This window comes from Lutibacter sp., assembly GCF_030692605.1.
Classification (GTDB): Bacteria; Bacteroidota; Bacteroidia; order Flavobacteriales; family Flavobacteriaceae; genus Lutibacter.
On record NZ_JAUYUD010000010.1, the window covers coordinates 24,955 to 43,200 of the forward strand.

The following is an 18,246-nucleotide window of genomic DNA, read 5'->3' on the forward strand; positions in this document are numbered from 1 at the left end:
ACAATTTAAAAAATAAGTAGGTCTATAAGCCGGATTTTGTACTTCAAAAGAAATTCTTATCATTTATCTAGACCTTAAATTACTCTAAGGTTCCAACTGCCTACCCCTTGAAATAAAGCGAGTAACTTTAAAATTTCAATATACATGGCATTTCACCGCATAGAGTTTACCTGGTTTCACTACAGCCGAACTGTACTTGCTTTCTGTTGCACTTGTCCTCAACTTACGCTGGACGGATGTTATCCGCTATGCTACTCTTTGGTGTCCGGACTTTCCTCTTCATTAAAATGAAGCGATAAGACGACCTACTTACGGCTGCAAATGTACATATAATTAAATAAAAAACCCACTCATTAGATGAGTGGGAAAATTGCTATGAAAAAGAAAAAGTGTGTTAGAATTAATCTAACAACTTCTCAAAGATACTTTTTTAATTTAAATAAAAAAATATTTTTTACTGAAACATGTCCTTTACCTTTTCAAAAAAAGATTTGTCAAATTTAGAAGGATTTGGAACGAAATTCTCATCATTTATATTTTTCTCAAAAAATTCTTTTTGTTCTTTCGACAAACTTTGTGGTGTCCAAACATTTACGTGTACCAATAAATCTCCATTTCCATATTGATCTAAACTTGGTAAGCCTTTTCCTCTTAATCTTAAAATTTTTCCAGATTGTGTTCCCGGTTCAAGTTTAATTTTAACTTTTCCAGAAACAGTATCAATATTTTTAGTTGCACCTAAAACAACTTCAGCTAAATTTGCATACAAATCAAAATGTAAATTAGTTCCTTCTCTTTTAAGTGTTTCGTGAATTTCTTCTTCAATAACAACTATTAAATCTCCATCAATCGCATGCGTGCCAGGTGCGGCATTTCCTTTTCCATTTACTTTTAACTGAACTCCTTCAGAAACTCCTGCAGGTATTTTAATTGAAACTGTTTCTTCAGCATGGTCCATACCGTTAGCATCAGAACCTTTTCCTCTTTTATCTATAGATTCACCCGCTCCATGGCAGGTTGGACATGTACTTGCCGTTTGCATTCTGCCTAAAATAGTATTGGTAACTCTCATTACCTGTCCATTTCCATTACAAGTTGAACAAGTTTTGAATGATGTGCCTTCAGCAACTACTTTTCTTCTAACTTTTACTTTTTTCTCTACTCCGTTCGCAATTTCAGCAAGCGTTAACTTTACACGAATTCTTAAATTACTTCCTTTTACACGAGCTCTTCCTCTAGAGCCACCACTAAAACCACCAAAACCTCCAAAACTTCCACCACCTCCGAAAATATCTCCAAACTGACTAAAAATATCATCCATGTTCATGTGTCCACTTCCGTGTCCACCACCAGCACCTTCAAAAGCCGCGTGACCATATTGATCATAACGTGCTTTTTTATTTTCGTCACTTAATATTTCATACGCTTCAGCCGCTTTTTTAAACTTTTCTTCTGCTTCTTTATTGCCAGGGTTTTTATCTGGGTGGTATTTGATAGCCTTACTTCGATACGCCTTTTTTATTTCGGCAGGTGTGGCATTTTTTGCAATTCCCAATATTTCGTAATAATCTTTCTTCATGATGTTTTCTTTATTGCCCTATCACTACTTTTGGGTACCTAATTATTTTATCTCCTAATTTATATCCTTGCTCTAAAACGTCTATTATTTTCCCTTTCAAATCTTCTGAAGGAGCTGCAATTTGAGTAATAGCCTCATGTTTTTCAACATCAAACACATCTCCTGTATCAACATCCATAATATTCAATCCTTTTTGTAGCAACGCATTTTTTAATTTATTGCTAATCAATTCCATCCCTTGCAGCACTTCTTCCTCTTTGGTTTTTCTCATTTCATTTAAACCTCTTTCAAAATCGTCTAAAACTGGCAAAAGCACTGACATTAATTCTTTATTGGCAGTACTAAATAATTCTATCCTTTCTCTAGATGTTCTTTTCTTGTAATTTTCAAATTCGGCAAAAAAACGTAAAAACTTTTCCTTTTCTTGAGCTAATTCTTGTCTTAACTGGTCTTCAATGCTAATTTCAATAGGTTCTGCAGCATTCTCTTCATTTTCAATTATTTCTTTTTCTTTTTTTCTTTCTTTCTTATTGCTCATGTTTTTCACTTAATAAATTTTCATTAAAATAGGTAGCAAAAGTATTGCCATTTTTTTGAATTATGCCAATATGACATTTGAAAATATTAAAATATTAAATAATTAAACAATTGAAAATTTAATCTTTGTTGAATAAAAAATAAAAGATGGATAATTAGTGTTCGTAATTACCCATCTTATTTATATTGTTTTAAAACCTAAATTGCTCCTACCCTTGTTATTTTAGCTCCAATGGCTCTTAGTCGTTCGTCTATATTTTGGTACCCTCTATCTATTTGTTCTATATTATGAATGGTACTTGTACCTGAAGCTGATAATGCGGCAATTAACAATGAAATTCCAGCTCTAATGTCAGGTGAAGTCATTGTAGTTCCTTTTAAACTATATTCATGATTCATTCCAATTACAGTAGCTCTATGCGGATCGCATAAAATAACCTTAGCACCCATATCTATTAGTTTATCGACAAAGAACAAACGACTTTCAAACATTTTTTGATGAATTAAAACACTTCCCTTTGCTTGTGTAGCTACCACCAATATAATACTTAATAAATCTGGAGTAAATCCCGGCCATGGAGCGTCTGAAATTGTTAAAATAGAACCGTCCATAAAATTTTGAATTTCATAATTTTCTTGGGCTGGAATAAAAATATCATCTCCTTTACGCTCTAAATTAATTCCCATTTTTTGAAAAACACGTGGAATAACTCCTAAATCATCCCAGCTCACGTCTTTTATAGTAATGGAGGATTTAGTCATTGCAGCCATTCCAATCCAGCTACCAATTTCAATCATATCTGGTAAAACCCTATGCTCACAACCAGATAACTTTTTAACACCTTCAATGGTTAATAAATTAGAACCTATGCCTTTAATACTAGCTCCCATACTATTTAGCATTTTACAAAGCTGTTGTAAATAAGGTTCGCAAGCTGCATTATAAATGGTTGTGATTCCTTCAGCCAGCACTGCAGCCATCACAATGTTTGCAGTTCCTGTAACTGAAGCTTCATCTAATAGCATATAAGTTCCTTTCAATTTTTTGGCTTCAACACCATAAAAATGTTCTTCTTTATTATACCTAAAAGTTGCACCTAATTGAATAAAGCCTTCAAAATGGGTATCTAATCTTCTTCTTCCAATTTTATCACCTCCAGGTCTTGGAATGTATCCTTTTCCGAAACGACCTAAAAGTGGTCCAACAATCATGATAGAACCTCTTAATGAACTTCCATCCTTTTTAAATTTTTCGGATTCTAAATATTTTAAATTTACTTCGTCTGCTTGAAACGTGTATGTACCTTCTTTTACTTTATTAACTTTAACACCTAATTCACTTAAAATAAATATTAATTTATTAACATCTACAATATCAGGAATGTTGCTAATGGTAACCTTTTCTGGCGTTAATAAAACTGCACATATAATTTGTAACGCTTCGTTTTTAGCACCTTGTGGTGTAATGCTTCCATTTAACTTATGGCCTCCTTCTATAACAAAAATTGACATAATTGCTGTTAAATATTATTGTTGATGTTTCTTTTTATTTCTATTTCCACCTGCATTTCCTCCACCACTAGTCGGCGCTTTCTTTTTACGCAACAAATCTTTAACTTCAGAAAGGGTTTCATTTTTATCTATTAAGTCTATCTCTCCTTTAGAAAGCTCTTTTAAATGCGCATAAATTACTTCATCATCAACCGTATCTTTATTCCAATTTAAATAGCATTTTTTCATATGGTTGGCAATGGCGAAATACAATGCTTCTCTTGCTTCACCTTCTTCCCATGTTAGCGCAGTTTTAATCATTGTTTGAATATTATTTCCATAAAAACGATATTTTGAATCGTAATTTGGATATGCCAATTTTTCTGGTTTTGCCTGTAATACTTCTTTTTCTAATTTTTCGTAAGGTGAATCAACATCCAATTTAAATTCAGACATAATAAAAAGTTGATCCCACAATTTATGCTTAAAATCAGGCACATCTCTTAAATGAGGTTGTAAATTTCCCATTACATGTACTATTGCTCTGGCCATTTTGTTGCGCTCTTCAATATCTTCTAATAGCAAACAATGATCTACTAATTTTTGAATATGTCTACCATATTCTGGAATTATTAAATGAGGTCTTTCTGAATTATATTCTAAATCGAAATTCATTAATTTATTGTGTAAGTTATTTGGTGCAAATTACAACTAAATAATTTGTTTTACAATTCTAATATTAGCTTATAATTTTAAGCTTGGCAAACTGTAATAATAGTTTTTTATTACCTACAGAGGTAAACAGTATTTCCGCTTTTTGGTTAGGTCCACTACCTTCCAAACTAACAACTGTTCCATATCCAAATTTAGCATGTTCTACCACATTCCCTACACAAATATTATGGTCGGGTAAATCCGAATTTAACCCATTTTGGGGCAGAACTTTTTTTAAATTTTTAGGTGGCGTAAAATTCACTTTAGGCTCAATTTTGGATTTAATTGGTGTTCTATCTAACGGTTTTTTAAATCGAATCATATTTTTTGGAACGGTGCCAAAAATATCTTCATTTAAAAATTTATTTTGAACTGGAGCCACAAATCTTACCGTTAAATTTTCGACAAATTGTTCATCTATTTCATCCAAAAAACGGCTTGGTTCGCAATCAACTAATTTACCCCAACGGTACCTCATTTGGGCGTGTGTTAAGTATGCTTGCTTTTCTGCTCTAGTTAAAGCCACATAAAATAAACGACGTTCTTCTTCCAGTTCATTTCTAGTGCTCATTGCCATTGCCGAAGGAAAAAGGTTTTCCTCTAAACCAACAATATAAACATATGGAAATTCTAGTCCTTTCGCCAAATGAATGGTCATTAAAGAAACTCTTGGCTTGTCATCTTTTGTAATTACATCCGAGCTTGTTTCTAGTGCCGCTGTTTCTAAAAAAACGGCGAGTGAATCTGGTTCACCTTTTTCTTTTTGCTCCTCTGTAAAATTCTTAGCTTTATTTAGTATTTCTTGAATATTTTCAACTCTACTGACTCCTTCAGGAGTCCCGTCTTGTTCTAAATCTGCAATAAAACGAACTTGTTTAATAACAAATTCTGCAACTTCAAAAGCATTTTTAGTTTGAGCTTCAATTTGAAAATGTTGAATCATGGTAACAAAATTCATCAATTTGGTTTTAATCCCAGAATTTACACCGACATCAAACTGATTTAAATCTAGTAATATTTCAAAAATTGATTTTTTATGCTGATTTGCTACCACCACCAATTTGTCAATAGTTGAAGCCCCAATTCCTCTTGCAGGATAATTGATTATCCGTTTTAAGGCCTCTTCATCATTTGGGTTTATGAGTATTCTTAAATATGCGACAATATCTTTAATCTCTTTACGCTGATAAAAAGAAATTCCCCCATAAATAATATAATCGATATCCTTTTCTCTTAAAGCATCTTCTAAGGCTCGTGATTGTGCGTTGGTTCGGTATAAAATTGCAAAATCAGAATTTTTAAGTTGATCATTCATTTTATTTTCAAAAATTGAACTTGCAACAAACCTGCCTTCCGTTACTTCATTTACAGTTTGCTTTATTTTTACTTTTGAGCCATCACTATTTTCAGTCCAAATTTCTTTATCCAATTTGGTTTTATTTTTAGCAATCACACTATTTGCCGCTTGTACAATATTATTTGTAGAGCGGTAATTTTGTTCTAACTTAAATATCTGAACATTATCATAATCGCGCTGAAAATTCAAAATATTTTTAATGTTGGCTCCTCTAAACGCATAAATACTTTGAGAATCATCTCCTACCACACAGATATTTTGAAACCGATCAGCCAACGCTTTTACAATTAAATATTGAGAATGATTGGTATCTTGATACTCGTCAACCAAAATATATCTAAAACGATTCTGGTATTTTGCCAAAACAGCTGGAAAACGAGTTAGTAATTCATTGGTTCTTAGTAATAAATCATCAAAATCCATTGCTCCAGATCTAAAACAGCGATTTACGTATTCTTGATATATTTCACCAATTTTTGGTCGTTGTGCCATTTTATCGGCTTCAATTAACTCAGGATTAGCATAATAGGCTCTAACTGTAATTAAACTATTTTTAAAAGCAGAAATGCGACCTAAAACTTGTTTCGGTTTATACAACTCCTTATCTAATTGCATTTCTTTAATAATGGAAGTAATTAGTTTAACTGCATCTTGGGTATCGTAAATTGTAAAGTTTTGCGGAAAACCGAGATGCTCTCCTTCAGACCGTAAAATACGAGCAAAAATGGAGTGAAACGTTCCCATCCATAAATTTTTAGCTTCTGATATTCCAACAACGCTAGCAATCCTATTTTTCATTTCCCGTGCCGCTTTATTGGTAAAAGTCAATGCTAAAATATTAAAAGCATCAACCTTTTCACTCATTAAATGAGCAATCCGATACATTAATACCCTTGTTTTTCCAGATCCTGCACCCGCAATAATTATCATGGGCCCATTTTTATGTAAAACAGCAGCTTTTTGAGATTCGTTAAGATTGTTAAGGTAATTATTCAAAAGAAATATTTAGAGTTCAAAAATACTATTCCCTTTTTAGTTGAACAATAAAAGTTATTGACAATGGTAATTTCTCATGCTTTTTTAGTATGCAAGAATAGAGTGCTAAAAACACCAAGAATTCCTAAAACAATTACAAAACTAAAAATAAACAAAAAGAAGTTATATTTTTCAATTGGCTGAAAACCACATAAGTATAAAAATCCTTGTAAAAATAATATAACTTCTGTAAAAAGTACCCCAATCAAAAATAAAACTATTCCAACCCTTGAAAGCACTGTTGAAAATGATATTTTTTTTAATTGAGCTAAAATTAAAAATAAAAAAACACTCATAAAAGCTAACGTAAATAAATGCAAATAACCAATAATGAAAAATGTCTTTAATAATATACTTTTTTCAATGAAATACGGAAAAGAGGATAAAATTTGACTTCCTATTTTTAAACTGTAAGCGACTATCACAAAAATCAGTAATAATTTTGAAATAAAATTCCAATTTAATTTGGAGTGAACATTGCTTATTATTTTTAATAAAAACAACAAGGAGATTAGCTGAAGAATGGATGAAATAAATCCGATAACATAGAAAAATGAAGATACATTACTCCATAAAACAGATAAAAAATAGGCAGGTATACAAGCACTATTTAAATAAATAAAAAACAGCTTTTTGTATTTTTCAGAAATGTTAATATTTTGACTTTCAAAAATTTTAAATAACAATCCGAATAGTGCAAAAACAAAAAAACCATTATATAAAAAATGTAAATAAAAATATATGGTATTGTAATATAAATCTGTTTTTCCTTGAGAAATAATTACGTATACTAAAAACCACGTTGCCAAACTTGAAAGCAAGTAATAATAAATTCCATATTGAATTAATTTACTTGAAGTCCCAATTATAGTCATGTCTTTTAATATTCTGAAAGACAATACATAAGATGTTATTCCGAAAACTGCCAATAAAATTATAGAAAATGTTTTATAACCACTTGTTGGAAAACTAATAAGCATCAAAGTAACAACTATAAGTATTATGATTAAGGTTATTTTATAGGTATTATTTAATTTATTACTTGGAACAAAAAAATGAATAATGGCCCCAATAGTTGCCAAATATCCCCAACCCAAAAAGGCAACATGAGAATGGCCTTGAACTAAATGATTGTACCGACCAATTTGAAAAGGAAATGCAAAATTAAAGCGTATTAACAAACCTGTAATTCCAGATAATAAAAATAATAGAATTGCAATAATGAATAATTGTTTTGAAATAAAATTTTGTAACATTCTTGATTTTTAAGGTTACAAATTAACAAGAAAATAAAATAGATAGGTGTAATTTTTATAAAAAAAACGGCTTCTATTGAAGCCGTTCATATTTGATACTTTAAAAAATTATTTAGTAAAGGTATAAGTTACTCCTAACATAATCATATCTGTTGTCATTTCATAACCAACTTTAGTTCCTGGAATTGCACCATAAGGATTAGATGCAGAAGCCATTCTAGGATCCATAATTTTACCTTCTGTTTTTCCATCACTTGCGCCATGGTGATAAACACCATTTAATGTAAAGTTTTCGGTTAATGGATGACTAAATCCAAATTGGAATGCATTTTTAATGACTGCTGTAGCGGGAGTTGAGAAAAAGGCTAATTCTTCATCAATTGGATTGCTACTGTATGTATAACCTATTCTTAAAGGAAGTTTAGAAAATCCTTTATATTGTAAACCTAATGATAGTATTTGAACATTTTTCCATCCAAAACCTTTTACTGAACCTGTTGGATTCCATCCTTTTTCTTCAAAACCAGCAGTATTTTCGTAATCTACTTGTCTAAAATCTGCAGCAAAATCAATAATTTCATTTGAATAACCAAAACCTACAGAAATAATAGCTGGATAATCCATATTAAAAGCATTCTCAGTTGTAGCATTATTTAAATGAGTATTAGTGAATTCTAGATCACTGAATTTTTGAGCAGTTTTATAAGAAGCACCTAATTTTATTCCACCTTTTGAATGATAAAATACTCCAAATTGTGCACCATACCCTATCGCAGATGCCTTGTCACTTATTCCATAACCAGCTGCATTTGGACTAGCTGTTGGATTTGGAGCTAATTCTAATGCACCATAATTAATGGTAGGTTGTACCCCAATAGAAAAAGATTCAGAAACTTCATAAGCCCAAGTTAATCCTACTTGCAATAACATATAATCTGATTCTAAAAGACCAAATCCCATTGCTTGTTGTGGGTAATTAATTGGGTTTGAGTTTATTGTAGGGTTAAAACTTGGACTCATTGGATTATTTGCTTCTTCTGGAAAAGTAACTCCAAAACCACTAATACCAAAAGCAGATGCTCCAAAAGTGTGTTTGCTTCCTTCTTTACCCCAAACCATTGCCAATGCAGGCATAGGTGAAACTCCTCTATCATCTTTAGTAACTCCAGATACCGCAGGCGCTCCTGGTCCTAACATATTTGCAGGTAAACTTGAGCTCAATTCTGGTGAAGAAAAGAAAGCTCCAATGTTAAAGTCAATTATTTTGCTGTCGAATACCGATAACGCTGCAGGATTCCATTGAATTGCACCGCTAATATTTAATGGTTGTGCCGTAGAAGCTCCCCCCATAGACATGTTAACAGCTCCAACGCCTTGCATAATATGCCCTGCTTGGGCAAAAGTTGCAGTTGTAAAAAGTACTGCTACAAATTTTAATAAATTTCTCATAATTATTAGTTCAATTTAAATTAATGTTTTTATTACTTTGTAACAATTGTTACATATTGATTATCAATATGTTATATTTATTACATAGCAAAAATAACAGGTTTAAAACATTAAATAACTGATAAATATCATCGTTCATAGTGTTTTTTTAATTTCAAGTAATTAACTTTGGATTTTAATTTAAAATCATGAATTTACAATTATTTTTTGATATCATTTCATATACGATCCCATCAGTTATTACGGGAACCGTAGCTTATTATTTTTTTCTAACACATGTTAAAAGTGAACAGAATAGGCATCGATTTTTATTATTAAAAGAAAATCAAAAAGATGCACTACCTATAAGACTTCAAGCTTATGAGCGAATGGCATTATTTTTAGAACGAATGAATCTTTCTAACCTTTTAGTGAGAATAACTTCTGTAAATAACGATAAACAAGCGTATGTAGTAAGTATTATAAACACTATTGAACAAGAATTTGAGCACAACTTGTCACAACAGATATATATGACCGATCAATGTTGGAGTGTAATAGTAGCATCAAAAAATGCAACCATACATAGTATCAAAAAAACTGCTGAAAACGAAAAGATTATTACCGCTCAAGATTTACGTGAAGAAATTTTAAGAAATAGTTTAAATTCAATTTCTCCAGTACAGCATTCATTAACTTTTATTAAAAGTGAGGTAGCTTCTATATTTTAAAGTGATTCCTGTTAAAATCAGGAATCACTTTATATTGCATTAAAACTTAAAATCTAAACCAATTTTAAAATTTCTCCCTTTTGTAGTATAACCTATGGTTTCTACATAACCGTTATTAAATATATTATTTATTTGTGCAAAAACCAATATTTTATTTTTTATAATGGAATAACTTCCATAAAAATCAACCAAATTATAGGCCGCTAATTCAATATTTGAACCTGTTCCCCATTGATCAAAGTAAGTTCTTTGCGAAATATTCTTAAAATTCAAAGACAAGTACGTGTTTTTTAAAACTGTTGTTTCAACCATAGCTGTAAATTTGTTTTTAGGAATATAATCAAAATCAGCACTTTTGTTGGTGTAAGTATATCCAAGTTTAAAATTTACATCTTTTATTACATCAATTTTTAATTCACTCTCAATTCCTTTAGCATTTATTGTTTTGTTAGCATTTTGATACGTTATATAATCGGGTAAAATAATGGCATTGCTTATTTCTCTATAAAAGAACACGGTATTTAATTCAATTTCTTTTTTAATTGAATAAATAAAACCAGCTTCAAAGGCACTATCTTCTTCAGGTTTTAAATCTAAATTTCCGTATTGAGAAAATAATTGATACGTACTAGGCGCAATAAAAGCAGTACTATAAGAAGTTATTAAACGTAAATTATTTGAAAAATTATAAGACGGATTTACATTGTAAACTAAATGATTTCCATACTCACTATGCAAATTTAACCGAACACCCGAATTTATATTAAATCCTGAAGTGGAATTGTAAACCACCGTAAAATAAGGATCAATCGTATTATAATTTGCTACACTTTCATCAATATTGCCATACGGACTACTAGTTTTATTGTTTTGATCTTGAAAATTTACACCTGTAATTAATTGAAATTTTTCAGAGAATTTATAATCATTTACTACATCCGCATACAAACTTTCTCCTTCATATTCAAAATGATCTACCCCATTTGTCCAAGCATTAAAACTATCAAATGTTCTTTCATTTTTATTAAAAGATGCTACTAGTTTTAAGTTTCCCTTGTTGTATTTAAAGTTTGAAGTTAGTCCAAATCTATTTTGAGTGTTTTTACCTTTGTTTATATCTGAATCTGTAAAAGCACCTCCATCATAATCATACACATCTTTATCATAATTATTGAATAAGGTTACACTCCAATTGTTTGAAAAATTATAGCCCATTCTTACATAGCTATTAATTGGTTGAAACTTATCGTTTTCAAATTTTATAGCGCTTTTTTCATCACTTGCTTCTGAAAGTCCATTAATATTTGAAGCATTTACAGATACCAAATAGTTAAACTTTTTTAAACTTCCATTCAACGCTATATTTTGATTGAAATCCAATAAATTTATAGAATTCTCTTTTTGAGAATTATTAGTTCCTGCAGAAACCTGATAATGTAATGAAATTGATTTTTTTTCTGACTCTTTTAGTTTAATATTTATTACCCCTGTAGCGGCCCCAGAACCATATAAAGTGCTTGCTGCACCATTCATAATTTCAATTGATTCAATTTGAGAAATGGTGAGTAAACGCAAATCAAATTCATTGTTAATGCCTGAAGGGTCGCTTAGTGGAACGCCATCAATAAGAACCAATGTTTGGTAACCTCTACCTCCTCTTACAAAGGCACTTTTGTTTTTCCCAGCTGAGCTATTATTTCCATTAATTTGAATTCCGGCTAAGTTATCCAACACATCAGCAACGGTTTTACCTTGTAAATTAACTAAATCCTCTGCTTTAATTTGGTAAATAACTTTACCTATTTTTTCCTTTTCAATGGCAAATTTTGTTGCTACTAGTACAACTTCTTTTAATTCTTCTACTTTTTCAGTTTTTTCTTGAGCTTTTAAAGTACTTACTATTAAAAACATACAAATAACACTAACATAAAATGATCTTTTTTTCATTTTTGAATTGATTTAAATTAATAAATTAAATCAGGTAAATTTTTCAAGTATAGAAAACCATACTCAAACCTTTCGCCCGAAAGTTTGAACTATTTTGATTGTGGCAGGTCTCCTGGCTTGCGTATTGTTATTTACCTTCCCATTCACATTGAACAGTGGTTTAAAGTGTAATAACAACCATCGAAATAAATCGACAAAGCATACAGTTGCGGGAACAGCGTTGGAATTTAACCAACTTCCCTTTTCACTCTTGCATACTGAAGTATACGCGAGAACCATAATCTGGCGCAAAATTAATTAATTCAGACTAATTAGTATCATTTATTTCTATTAAATTTCTAAAATAGTACATTTGCACAAAAAATAATTTATGCGCTCTTATAGTATAATTTGTATTGTGTTAATATTAAGTAGCATAGCTCAATCATCATGCAATGATATTACAAATTCAAAGAAAAAAGAAGAAGTAGTTGGAGTTAAAACCCAACTAAAATATGCCAAAGGTTTTGAAATAATTACCTACAAAAATTACAAATTACTTCGTATAAAGGCGCCATATCAAAATGCAACTGAAACATTCGAGTATGTTTTAACTACCAACAAAACTAAAACTAATTCTGAACTAAATACCATTCAAATTCCTGTAAAAAAATTGGTGGTAACTAGTACAACGCATATACCGATGTTAGAATTATTAGAAAGCGAATCCAAATTAATTGGGTATCCAAATACCGATTATATTTCGTCTGAAAAAACAAGAAAATTAATTGAAAGTGGAACAATTACTAATTTAGGCAATGAAGAACAAATAAATACAGAGTTGTTGATTAACCTACATCCTGAAGTTGTAATAGGTTTCTCTTTATCAAGTAATAATAAAATGTTCGAAAACATTCAACAATTAGGAATTCCAGTACTGCTAAACGGCGATTGGTTGGAAGAAAGTCCGCTGGGAAGAGCTGAATGGATTAAATTTTTTGGTGTTTTGTTTGATAAAGAAAAAGAAGCAGATCGTATTTTTAATAAAATTGAAAAAAATTATGCTGAAGCAGCGTCTCTTGCTAAAAAAGCAACTACAAAACCTACCGTAATTTCTGGAGGTTTGTTTAAAGATATATGGAATTTACCTGCAGGAGATAGCTTTGAAGCCCAATTTTTGAACGATGCCCAAACCAATTATTTATGGAAAAATTCTAAAGGAAAAGGAAGCCTTACCTTAAATATTGAAAATGTGTTTGAAAAAGGCCAACAAGCAGAAATTTGGATTTCTCCTAGTTACTTTACAACCCTCAGTGAAATGGAACAAAGCAATGCAATTTATAAAGAATTTAAAGCCTTTAAAATAAAAGAAGTTTATTCGTTTGTTAAAAAGAAGGGTGCAACAGGTGGAGTTATTTATTTTGAACTAGCTCCTACCCGACCAGATTTGGTGCTAAAAGACCTTATTAAAATTGCACATCCTGAATTGTTAAAAAACTATGAATTAACTTTTTATGAAAGATTGAAGTAAGTTTATAGTTAAAAAGTCCTTTTTGTCCTCGTCATTGACGAGTACCCCAGCTCGCGCTAGCAGGGATTCTTTTAAATTCATACTGCTAATTTAACTTATTTTTTTGAATTTGGGAGTTACCATATTTGTTTTAGCCGCGTTGCAAACGCTACGTTTTATGTGCTAATTTATTAGGTACTTGTCACAGACGAGCCAGAGGGATAAAGTAAATTTATTGTTATCAAATGTAAACATTAAATCATTTCGCCAATGTTAAGTTTTTCCCTAATTATAAGGAATAACAATTGATTTTTAGAGAAAGTTGAGATTATTATAAATTAGAATCGTGTAGTCCAGCGGAGTTCGACACCTTTGTAATCTAACACTTCGTAACAAATTCCTGCATTGCAAGCAGGACCACCACGACGCTGTCCAGCAAATAATTGCAAACTATTTTCGTTGTTGATTTGATACTTGAGATTACTTCCAAACCAAGTTTTCCACGTTTTATCTGTTAAAAACGGATCATTGGATAGCTCACTAACTAAAGAGAATATCCATTTGGATTTGAAGGCGTAACCCAATGTAAGAACCTGATTTTGCACATTGATGCCTCCTCGATTGAAATGTTGAAATTCATATTCTGTTCTTAAAGATGATTTTTCAGATGTTTTCCAATCAACATAAATTCCTGATGATATACGGTTGCTTTGGTCCTTGAAAGGATCTTCGGCATAATCTACAAATAATTTGAAATCGTGATGGGAAGCTGTCGAAAAAGAATATTCAGCGAAATATTCTTGAAAAATAAAATCTTTATTTAAAGCATTTTTTGAAATAGCATTGTTTACAGTCAAAACTGAGGCGTCTGGAAAGGTATAATAGGCTTCGATTTGGTAACCAGATTCATTTATAGGTTGTACCACGTGAGTACTTCTGTTTAGCAATCTGTAACTGTGTTCTTTAATCAAAGCTGGAACTTCGTTGAATCCAGATCCGAGAAGAAAATTGTTATAGTCTTTAACTTCAGCCGTTATACCTATATTCGCAAAAGTAAAATTGATGTTTCCGTAGTAGGCGTGACTCGATGCATTATCAATATCGTTGGCAATTTCAGTATAATAATTTATTTTTGGCGAAATAACTCCAGACAAACTAAGCATTGTGTAATTGCTATTCCCTTTGTCATTATTCAGCGATAGGAATGAAGCACCCAAGGTTTGTTTTTTGAAGGTATAATCAGAATAAATGGCTTTTATTTCATCGATTCTTCGAACGGAGTTGTCTTGATTGGGTGGAAAGACGTTATTTAGAGGTTTTCCCCAAATTACTTTGGTTGTAAAGTCTTTTAGTTTCAATTTGGCACTAATTCCTTGTACATCTCTAAAAAAATAGTTTCGAGAACGATACCCTTGGTCTTCAAGTATGGCACCGGGAATCTCAAACGACCGCAATAATATTCCACGTCCTATAGTTTCGTTAAAGTTTCCTAAAGAAACATCCAGAATGTCGGAATTGTATTTTAGCGAATATTGGGTGATTTTGGTATAATTCCTTTCTTCGTAGCGGGTGTAATATTGCTCTAATGTTACGCCTGCGGTAAATCGATTATAGGTATATCCTAATAATGCTCGATCGTAGGCCGTGCCAAAATTGATTGCATCGCTAGGTAGTTTTCCATATTGAGTTTCTAATAGATTGCTGCCATAAAATTGGGCAAAACCTCGGGTTGTACAACATAGAAAAAGCATTAGAACTGCAAAAGATATTATTCTATTTTTCATTGCTGTATTTTTCGATTTGAGCAATAATTTCTTTTTCGTCACCGGAAATAAAACCTTCGTGGAACCATACAATCTTGCCTTTGGCGTTGACAATAATCAATGTTGGAAATGCCGAAAGATTCAGTTGTGTTTTGACTGTAGAATCAATATCTAATAGTACAGGGTATTGTATTTTAAGTGATTGGCTCATTGGTCCCGCCTTAGCAATACTTCTCGGTCCATCACAATTGATGCTTATAAATGAAACTCCCTTGTCTTTGTATTGTTCGTAAATTGTATTGATTGCAGGAATTGATTTTAAACAAGGTTTGCACCAAGTGGCCCAAAAATCGATAACAGTGAGTTTTTCACCTTTTAGTTCGTCAAAACTTTTAGTGCTGTTTTGAGTATCTTTTAAGCTGAAATTTTTTATCGATTGGGCTTGAAGTTGTATGCCAATGAAAAATAGAAACACTAAATAGATTGATTTCATATGTAGGTATTTATTGTTTTTTTAAAGGTCATATGTAATTCGCATATCTTCATTGGATGTTTGCGACCAATTTTAAGGTTATGCTCATTTCATACTGTTTGATTTTAAAATTTAATGTGACTTCAAATGTCTTTTGTGAAAACTTGTTTGTGGGATGGCAATAAACCGCCAAAATTCCTCAATATCCTTACATAGTGTAAAAAGAACCAAATAAGTACAGCTGTTTTGGTTGTTTTTACGAATGTATAGGGCAAAAAGGGTTTTAAATTTACTTTAAAAGTTCATCAATTTTTGCTTTGGCAGCATTGACATCTGAGCTCGCTCCTTGAGTTCCGGAAAACGCAATTTTGCCTGCTTTATCAATCACAACCAAACGGTCATAAGTAGTTTTGTAACTTGCAGCTACACTTGACCCCATTAGTAATAATGGAAATCCAACACCGGTGATCGTTTTAAAACTTTGAACTTTGGCAGCGTTGCCATCCCATTGGTCTATACCATAAAATTTAAAATTGGCATTTGAAGCATAAGGAGCATATAAATCTGAATTTATTTTTGGAGCCGCAGCTTTGCAAGAAGGGCATTCGTTGCCAAAAAAGAAAATTACAACTACTTTGTTTGGAGAATCCGATAGTTTTACTGTAGTGTTATCCAAAGAAGTTAGCGAAAAATCGGGTGCTGTAACACCATTCGAACCTGTTGGTGGTGGAGTTGTTGTGTTGTTTGAACTATCATCGTCTCCAGAACAAGAATTTAGGGCTATAAGTAATAGCGCGACTAGAGATGCTTTAAGCATATTTTGAAATATACTTGTTGCCGTTAAATTTTTAGCTGTGTTCATAAATTTTTTTTTTAAAGTTTTAAATTTATTTAATGTTTTATAAAATTCTTTGTGTTTTTATTTGTTAGATTGAGTAGAGAGTCTATTTTAAAGCTCTTAATTTTGGTTCATAAAATTGCTACACACATTTTAATTTGAAAATAAAAGAGCTTCCAGCGTTTTCTTTACTTACTAAATCTAGCGTGGATTGGTGTAAATCGAGTATTTTTTTTGCGATAGCAAGTCCAAGTCCCGTACTGTTTTTTAAATCGGTGAAATTGTTTGCTTTGTAATAGCGCGCAAAAATTTGTTCTCTGTCGTTTTCAGGTATACCAATACCATTGTCACTCACCGATATTTCCACATCATTATTGTTACTTTGAACCGTTTTAATTTCTATTTTTCCGCCGCTAGGAGTAAATTTCAAAGCATTATCAATCAGATTTTGCATCACACGCTCAATCAACGAAACGTCAGCAAATACTGGCGATAGTCCTTTATCAAGTACCGTTTCTATAGAAATATTTTTGGTTTCGGCAATAAGCTTGTATTTGTTACTTATGTCACTCACTAATTCACTAATGATGAACGGTTCTTTTTTTGCTAAAACTTGGTTGGCCTCAAGTTTAGACAATTCGAAAAGTTCATTGACGAGTTTCTCTAATTTCTCTGCGCTTTCTTTTACAGTGTTGATGTATTGTTTACGTTCTTCGACTGTTATGGTTTCTTCTTTCATTTGCAATGTTTCCACATAACCGCGAATAATCGCAATTGGCGTGCGTAAATCGTGAGAAACATTAGCAATTAGTTCTCTTCTTAGGTTTTCGACTTCATTGAGTTTATCGATATTCAATGTTAGAATATCTGCCATTTCATTAAACATTTCCCCCAATTGTCGTTCATCACCCATAGATTTAAATTCGATTCTTGCCTTTAAATCGCCTTCTCTAAATTGATTCATAACTGTGAGTATCTTCGAATAATTATTGGTTATTACTCGGATAATTAGCAACCCAATTAAAAAGGTAAAAATCAATGTGATTCCCATAGTTCTTGCGCTCAATTTCAACAAATAGCTTTCGAAAAGAGAATCGGATGCTGCTTCTTGTTTCTCTCCATTGAGTACCACGTAAATATAGGCGTACAGCATATTATTCATTGTCAGCGGTGAGGCTGAAAACACTTTTTGCTGCGATGGATTAAGAGGGTCATCTCCCTTTATAAAAGTATTTTTCTTGTCGTCTATAAAACTTAAAACAGGGGCTAAGTTTATTTGTTGTAGAGCGATTTTTCGTTCTGGTGGATACCAGGCGATGATTTTGCCTTTAGGATCAACAAGATACACTTCAAGACTTGGATTTATTGCTCTCACGTGATGAAACATTTCTTCAAGGGCCGGTTTTATAACTTCTCCGTTATAAAAAGGAGTAGAGTTTTCGACAATGTTCTTGGCAGTATCGTGATTGAGTCGCTGATTTACTTCCTCTAAATACGTTTTTGAATATTCGTGGCTTAGATACGTATACATTAAACCTACCACTGCAAGTAGTAAAAAAAATACTATTGATATTTTCCAAAATAAACTGTTAAATGTTGATTTCTTCAT

General features: G+C 31.7%; 14 protein-coding genes, 1 other RNA gene and 1 riboswitch. Of the genes, 2 read left to right on the forward strand and 13 right to left on the reverse strand.

The features are described 5' to 3' along the window. Nucleotides 1-9: 9 nt before the first annotated feature. The 8 genes from rnpB to Q8S45_RS01015 all read right to left on the reverse strand — a co-directional run bounded on the left by rnpB (nucleotide 10) and on the right by Q8S45_RS01015 (nucleotide 9,418). Nucleotides 10-312, reverse strand: an RNA gene (gene rnpB, locus Q8S45_RS00980) — RNase P RNA component class A. 142 nt (nucleotides 313-454) lie between these two features. Then, nucleotides 455-1,579 carry a molecular chaperone DnaJ gene (gene dnaJ, locus Q8S45_RS00985; RefSeq protein ID WP_305600390.1) on the reverse strand — a complete coding sequence of 375 codons (1,125 nt, stop codon included), beginning with the start codon at nucleotides 1,577-1,579 and terminating at the stop codon, nucleotides 455-457. A 10-nt stretch (nucleotides 1,580-1,589) separates the two neighbouring features. Then, the gene (locus tag Q8S45_RS00990; protein ID WP_305600392.1) at nucleotides 1,590-2,117 is read right to left on the reverse strand and encodes a nucleotide exchange factor GrpE; all 528 of its coding nucleotides are present in this window, start codon (nucleotides 2,115-2,117) and stop codon (nucleotides 1,590-1,592) included. Between the two features lie 197 nt (nucleotides 2,118-2,314). Beyond that, on the reverse strand, nucleotides 2,315-3,628 hold the full coding sequence (gene murA / locus Q8S45_RS00995) for a UDP-N-acetylglucosamine 1-carboxyvinyltransferase (RefSeq protein WP_305600394.1): 1,314 nt from the start codon (nucleotides 3,626-3,628) through the stop codon (nucleotides 2,315-2,317). Between the two features lie 15 nt (nucleotides 3,629-3,643). Further along, entirely contained in the window at nucleotides 3,644-4,282 is a 639-nt protein-coding gene (locus Q8S45_RS01000; protein ID WP_305600396.1) for a DUF4290 domain-containing protein, read from the reverse strand. Between the two features lie 64 nt (nucleotides 4,283-4,346). Further along, nucleotides 4,347-6,674 (reverse strand): ATP-dependent helicase, encoded by a 2,328-nt coding sequence (locus Q8S45_RS01005; RefSeq protein ID WP_305600398.1) that lies wholly within the window; start codon nucleotides 6,672-6,674, stop codon nucleotides 4,347-4,349. 74 nt (nucleotides 6,675-6,748) lie between these two features. Then, nucleotides 6,749-7,969: a hypothetical protein gene (locus tag Q8S45_RS01010; RefSeq protein WP_305600400.1), complete on the reverse strand. Its 1,221-nt coding sequence runs from the start codon at nucleotides 7,967-7,969 to the stop codon at nucleotides 6,749-6,751. 108 nt (nucleotides 7,970-8,077) lie between these two features. After that, nucleotides 8,078-9,418 (reverse strand): OmpP1/FadL family transporter, encoded by a 1,341-nt coding sequence (locus Q8S45_RS01015; protein WP_305600402.1) that lies wholly within the window; start codon nucleotides 9,416-9,418, stop codon nucleotides 8,078-8,080. A 188-nt stretch (nucleotides 9,419-9,606) separates the two neighbouring features. Between Q8S45_RS01015 and Q8S45_RS01020 the strand changes: the two genes are divergently transcribed. After that, the gene (locus Q8S45_RS01020) at nucleotides 9,607-10,128 is read left to right on the forward strand and encodes a hypothetical protein (protein WP_305600404.1); all 522 of its coding nucleotides are present in this window, start codon (nucleotides 9,607-9,609) and stop codon (nucleotides 10,126-10,128) included. 39 nt (nucleotides 10,129-10,167) lie between these two features. Here the strand turns inward: Q8S45_RS01020 and Q8S45_RS01025 are convergent, their stop codons facing one another. After that, nucleotides 10,168-12,075: a TonB-dependent siderophore receptor gene (locus Q8S45_RS01025; protein WP_305600406.1), complete on the reverse strand. Its 1,908-nt coding sequence runs from the start codon at nucleotides 12,073-12,075 to the stop codon at nucleotides 10,168-10,170. 84 nt (nucleotides 12,076-12,159) lie between these two features. Further along, a riboswitch (cobalamin riboswitch) is annotated at nucleotides 12,160-12,370 on the reverse strand. Nucleotides 12,371-12,445: 75 nt separating this feature from the next. Between Q8S45_RS01025 and Q8S45_RS01030 the strand changes: the two genes are divergently transcribed. Then, nucleotides 12,446-13,585 carry an ABC transporter substrate-binding protein gene (locus Q8S45_RS01030; protein ID WP_305600408.1) on the forward strand — a complete coding sequence of 380 codons (1,140 nt, stop codon included), beginning with the start codon at nucleotides 12,446-12,448 and terminating at the stop codon, nucleotides 13,583-13,585. A 317-nt stretch (nucleotides 13,586-13,902) separates the two neighbouring features. Here the strand turns inward: Q8S45_RS01030 and Q8S45_RS01035 are convergent, their stop codons facing one another. The 4 genes from Q8S45_RS01035 to Q8S45_RS01050 form a co-directional block, all read right to left on the reverse strand. Further along, complete coding sequence (locus tag Q8S45_RS01035) at nucleotides 13,903-15,348, reverse strand: DUF6029 family protein (protein WP_305600409.1); 1,446 nt, start codon at nucleotides 15,346-15,348, stop codon at nucleotides 13,903-13,905. Further along, entirely contained in the window at nucleotides 15,338-15,820 is a 483-nt protein-coding gene (locus Q8S45_RS01040) for a TlpA disulfide reductase family protein (protein ID WP_305600411.1), read from the reverse strand. The genes Q8S45_RS01035 and Q8S45_RS01040 overlap by 11 nt, the downstream gene beginning before the upstream one ends. Before the next feature lie 268 nt (nucleotides 15,821-16,088). Further along, entirely contained in the window at nucleotides 16,089-16,661 is a 573-nt protein-coding gene (locus tag Q8S45_RS01045) for a peroxiredoxin (RefSeq protein WP_305600413.1), read from the reverse strand. Between the two features lie 118 nt (nucleotides 16,662-16,779). Beyond that, the gene (locus Q8S45_RS01050; protein ID WP_305600415.1) at nucleotides 16,780-18,246 is read right to left on the reverse strand and encodes a cell wall metabolism sensor histidine kinase WalK; all 1,467 of its coding nucleotides are present in this window, start codon (nucleotides 18,244-18,246) and stop codon (nucleotides 16,780-16,782) included.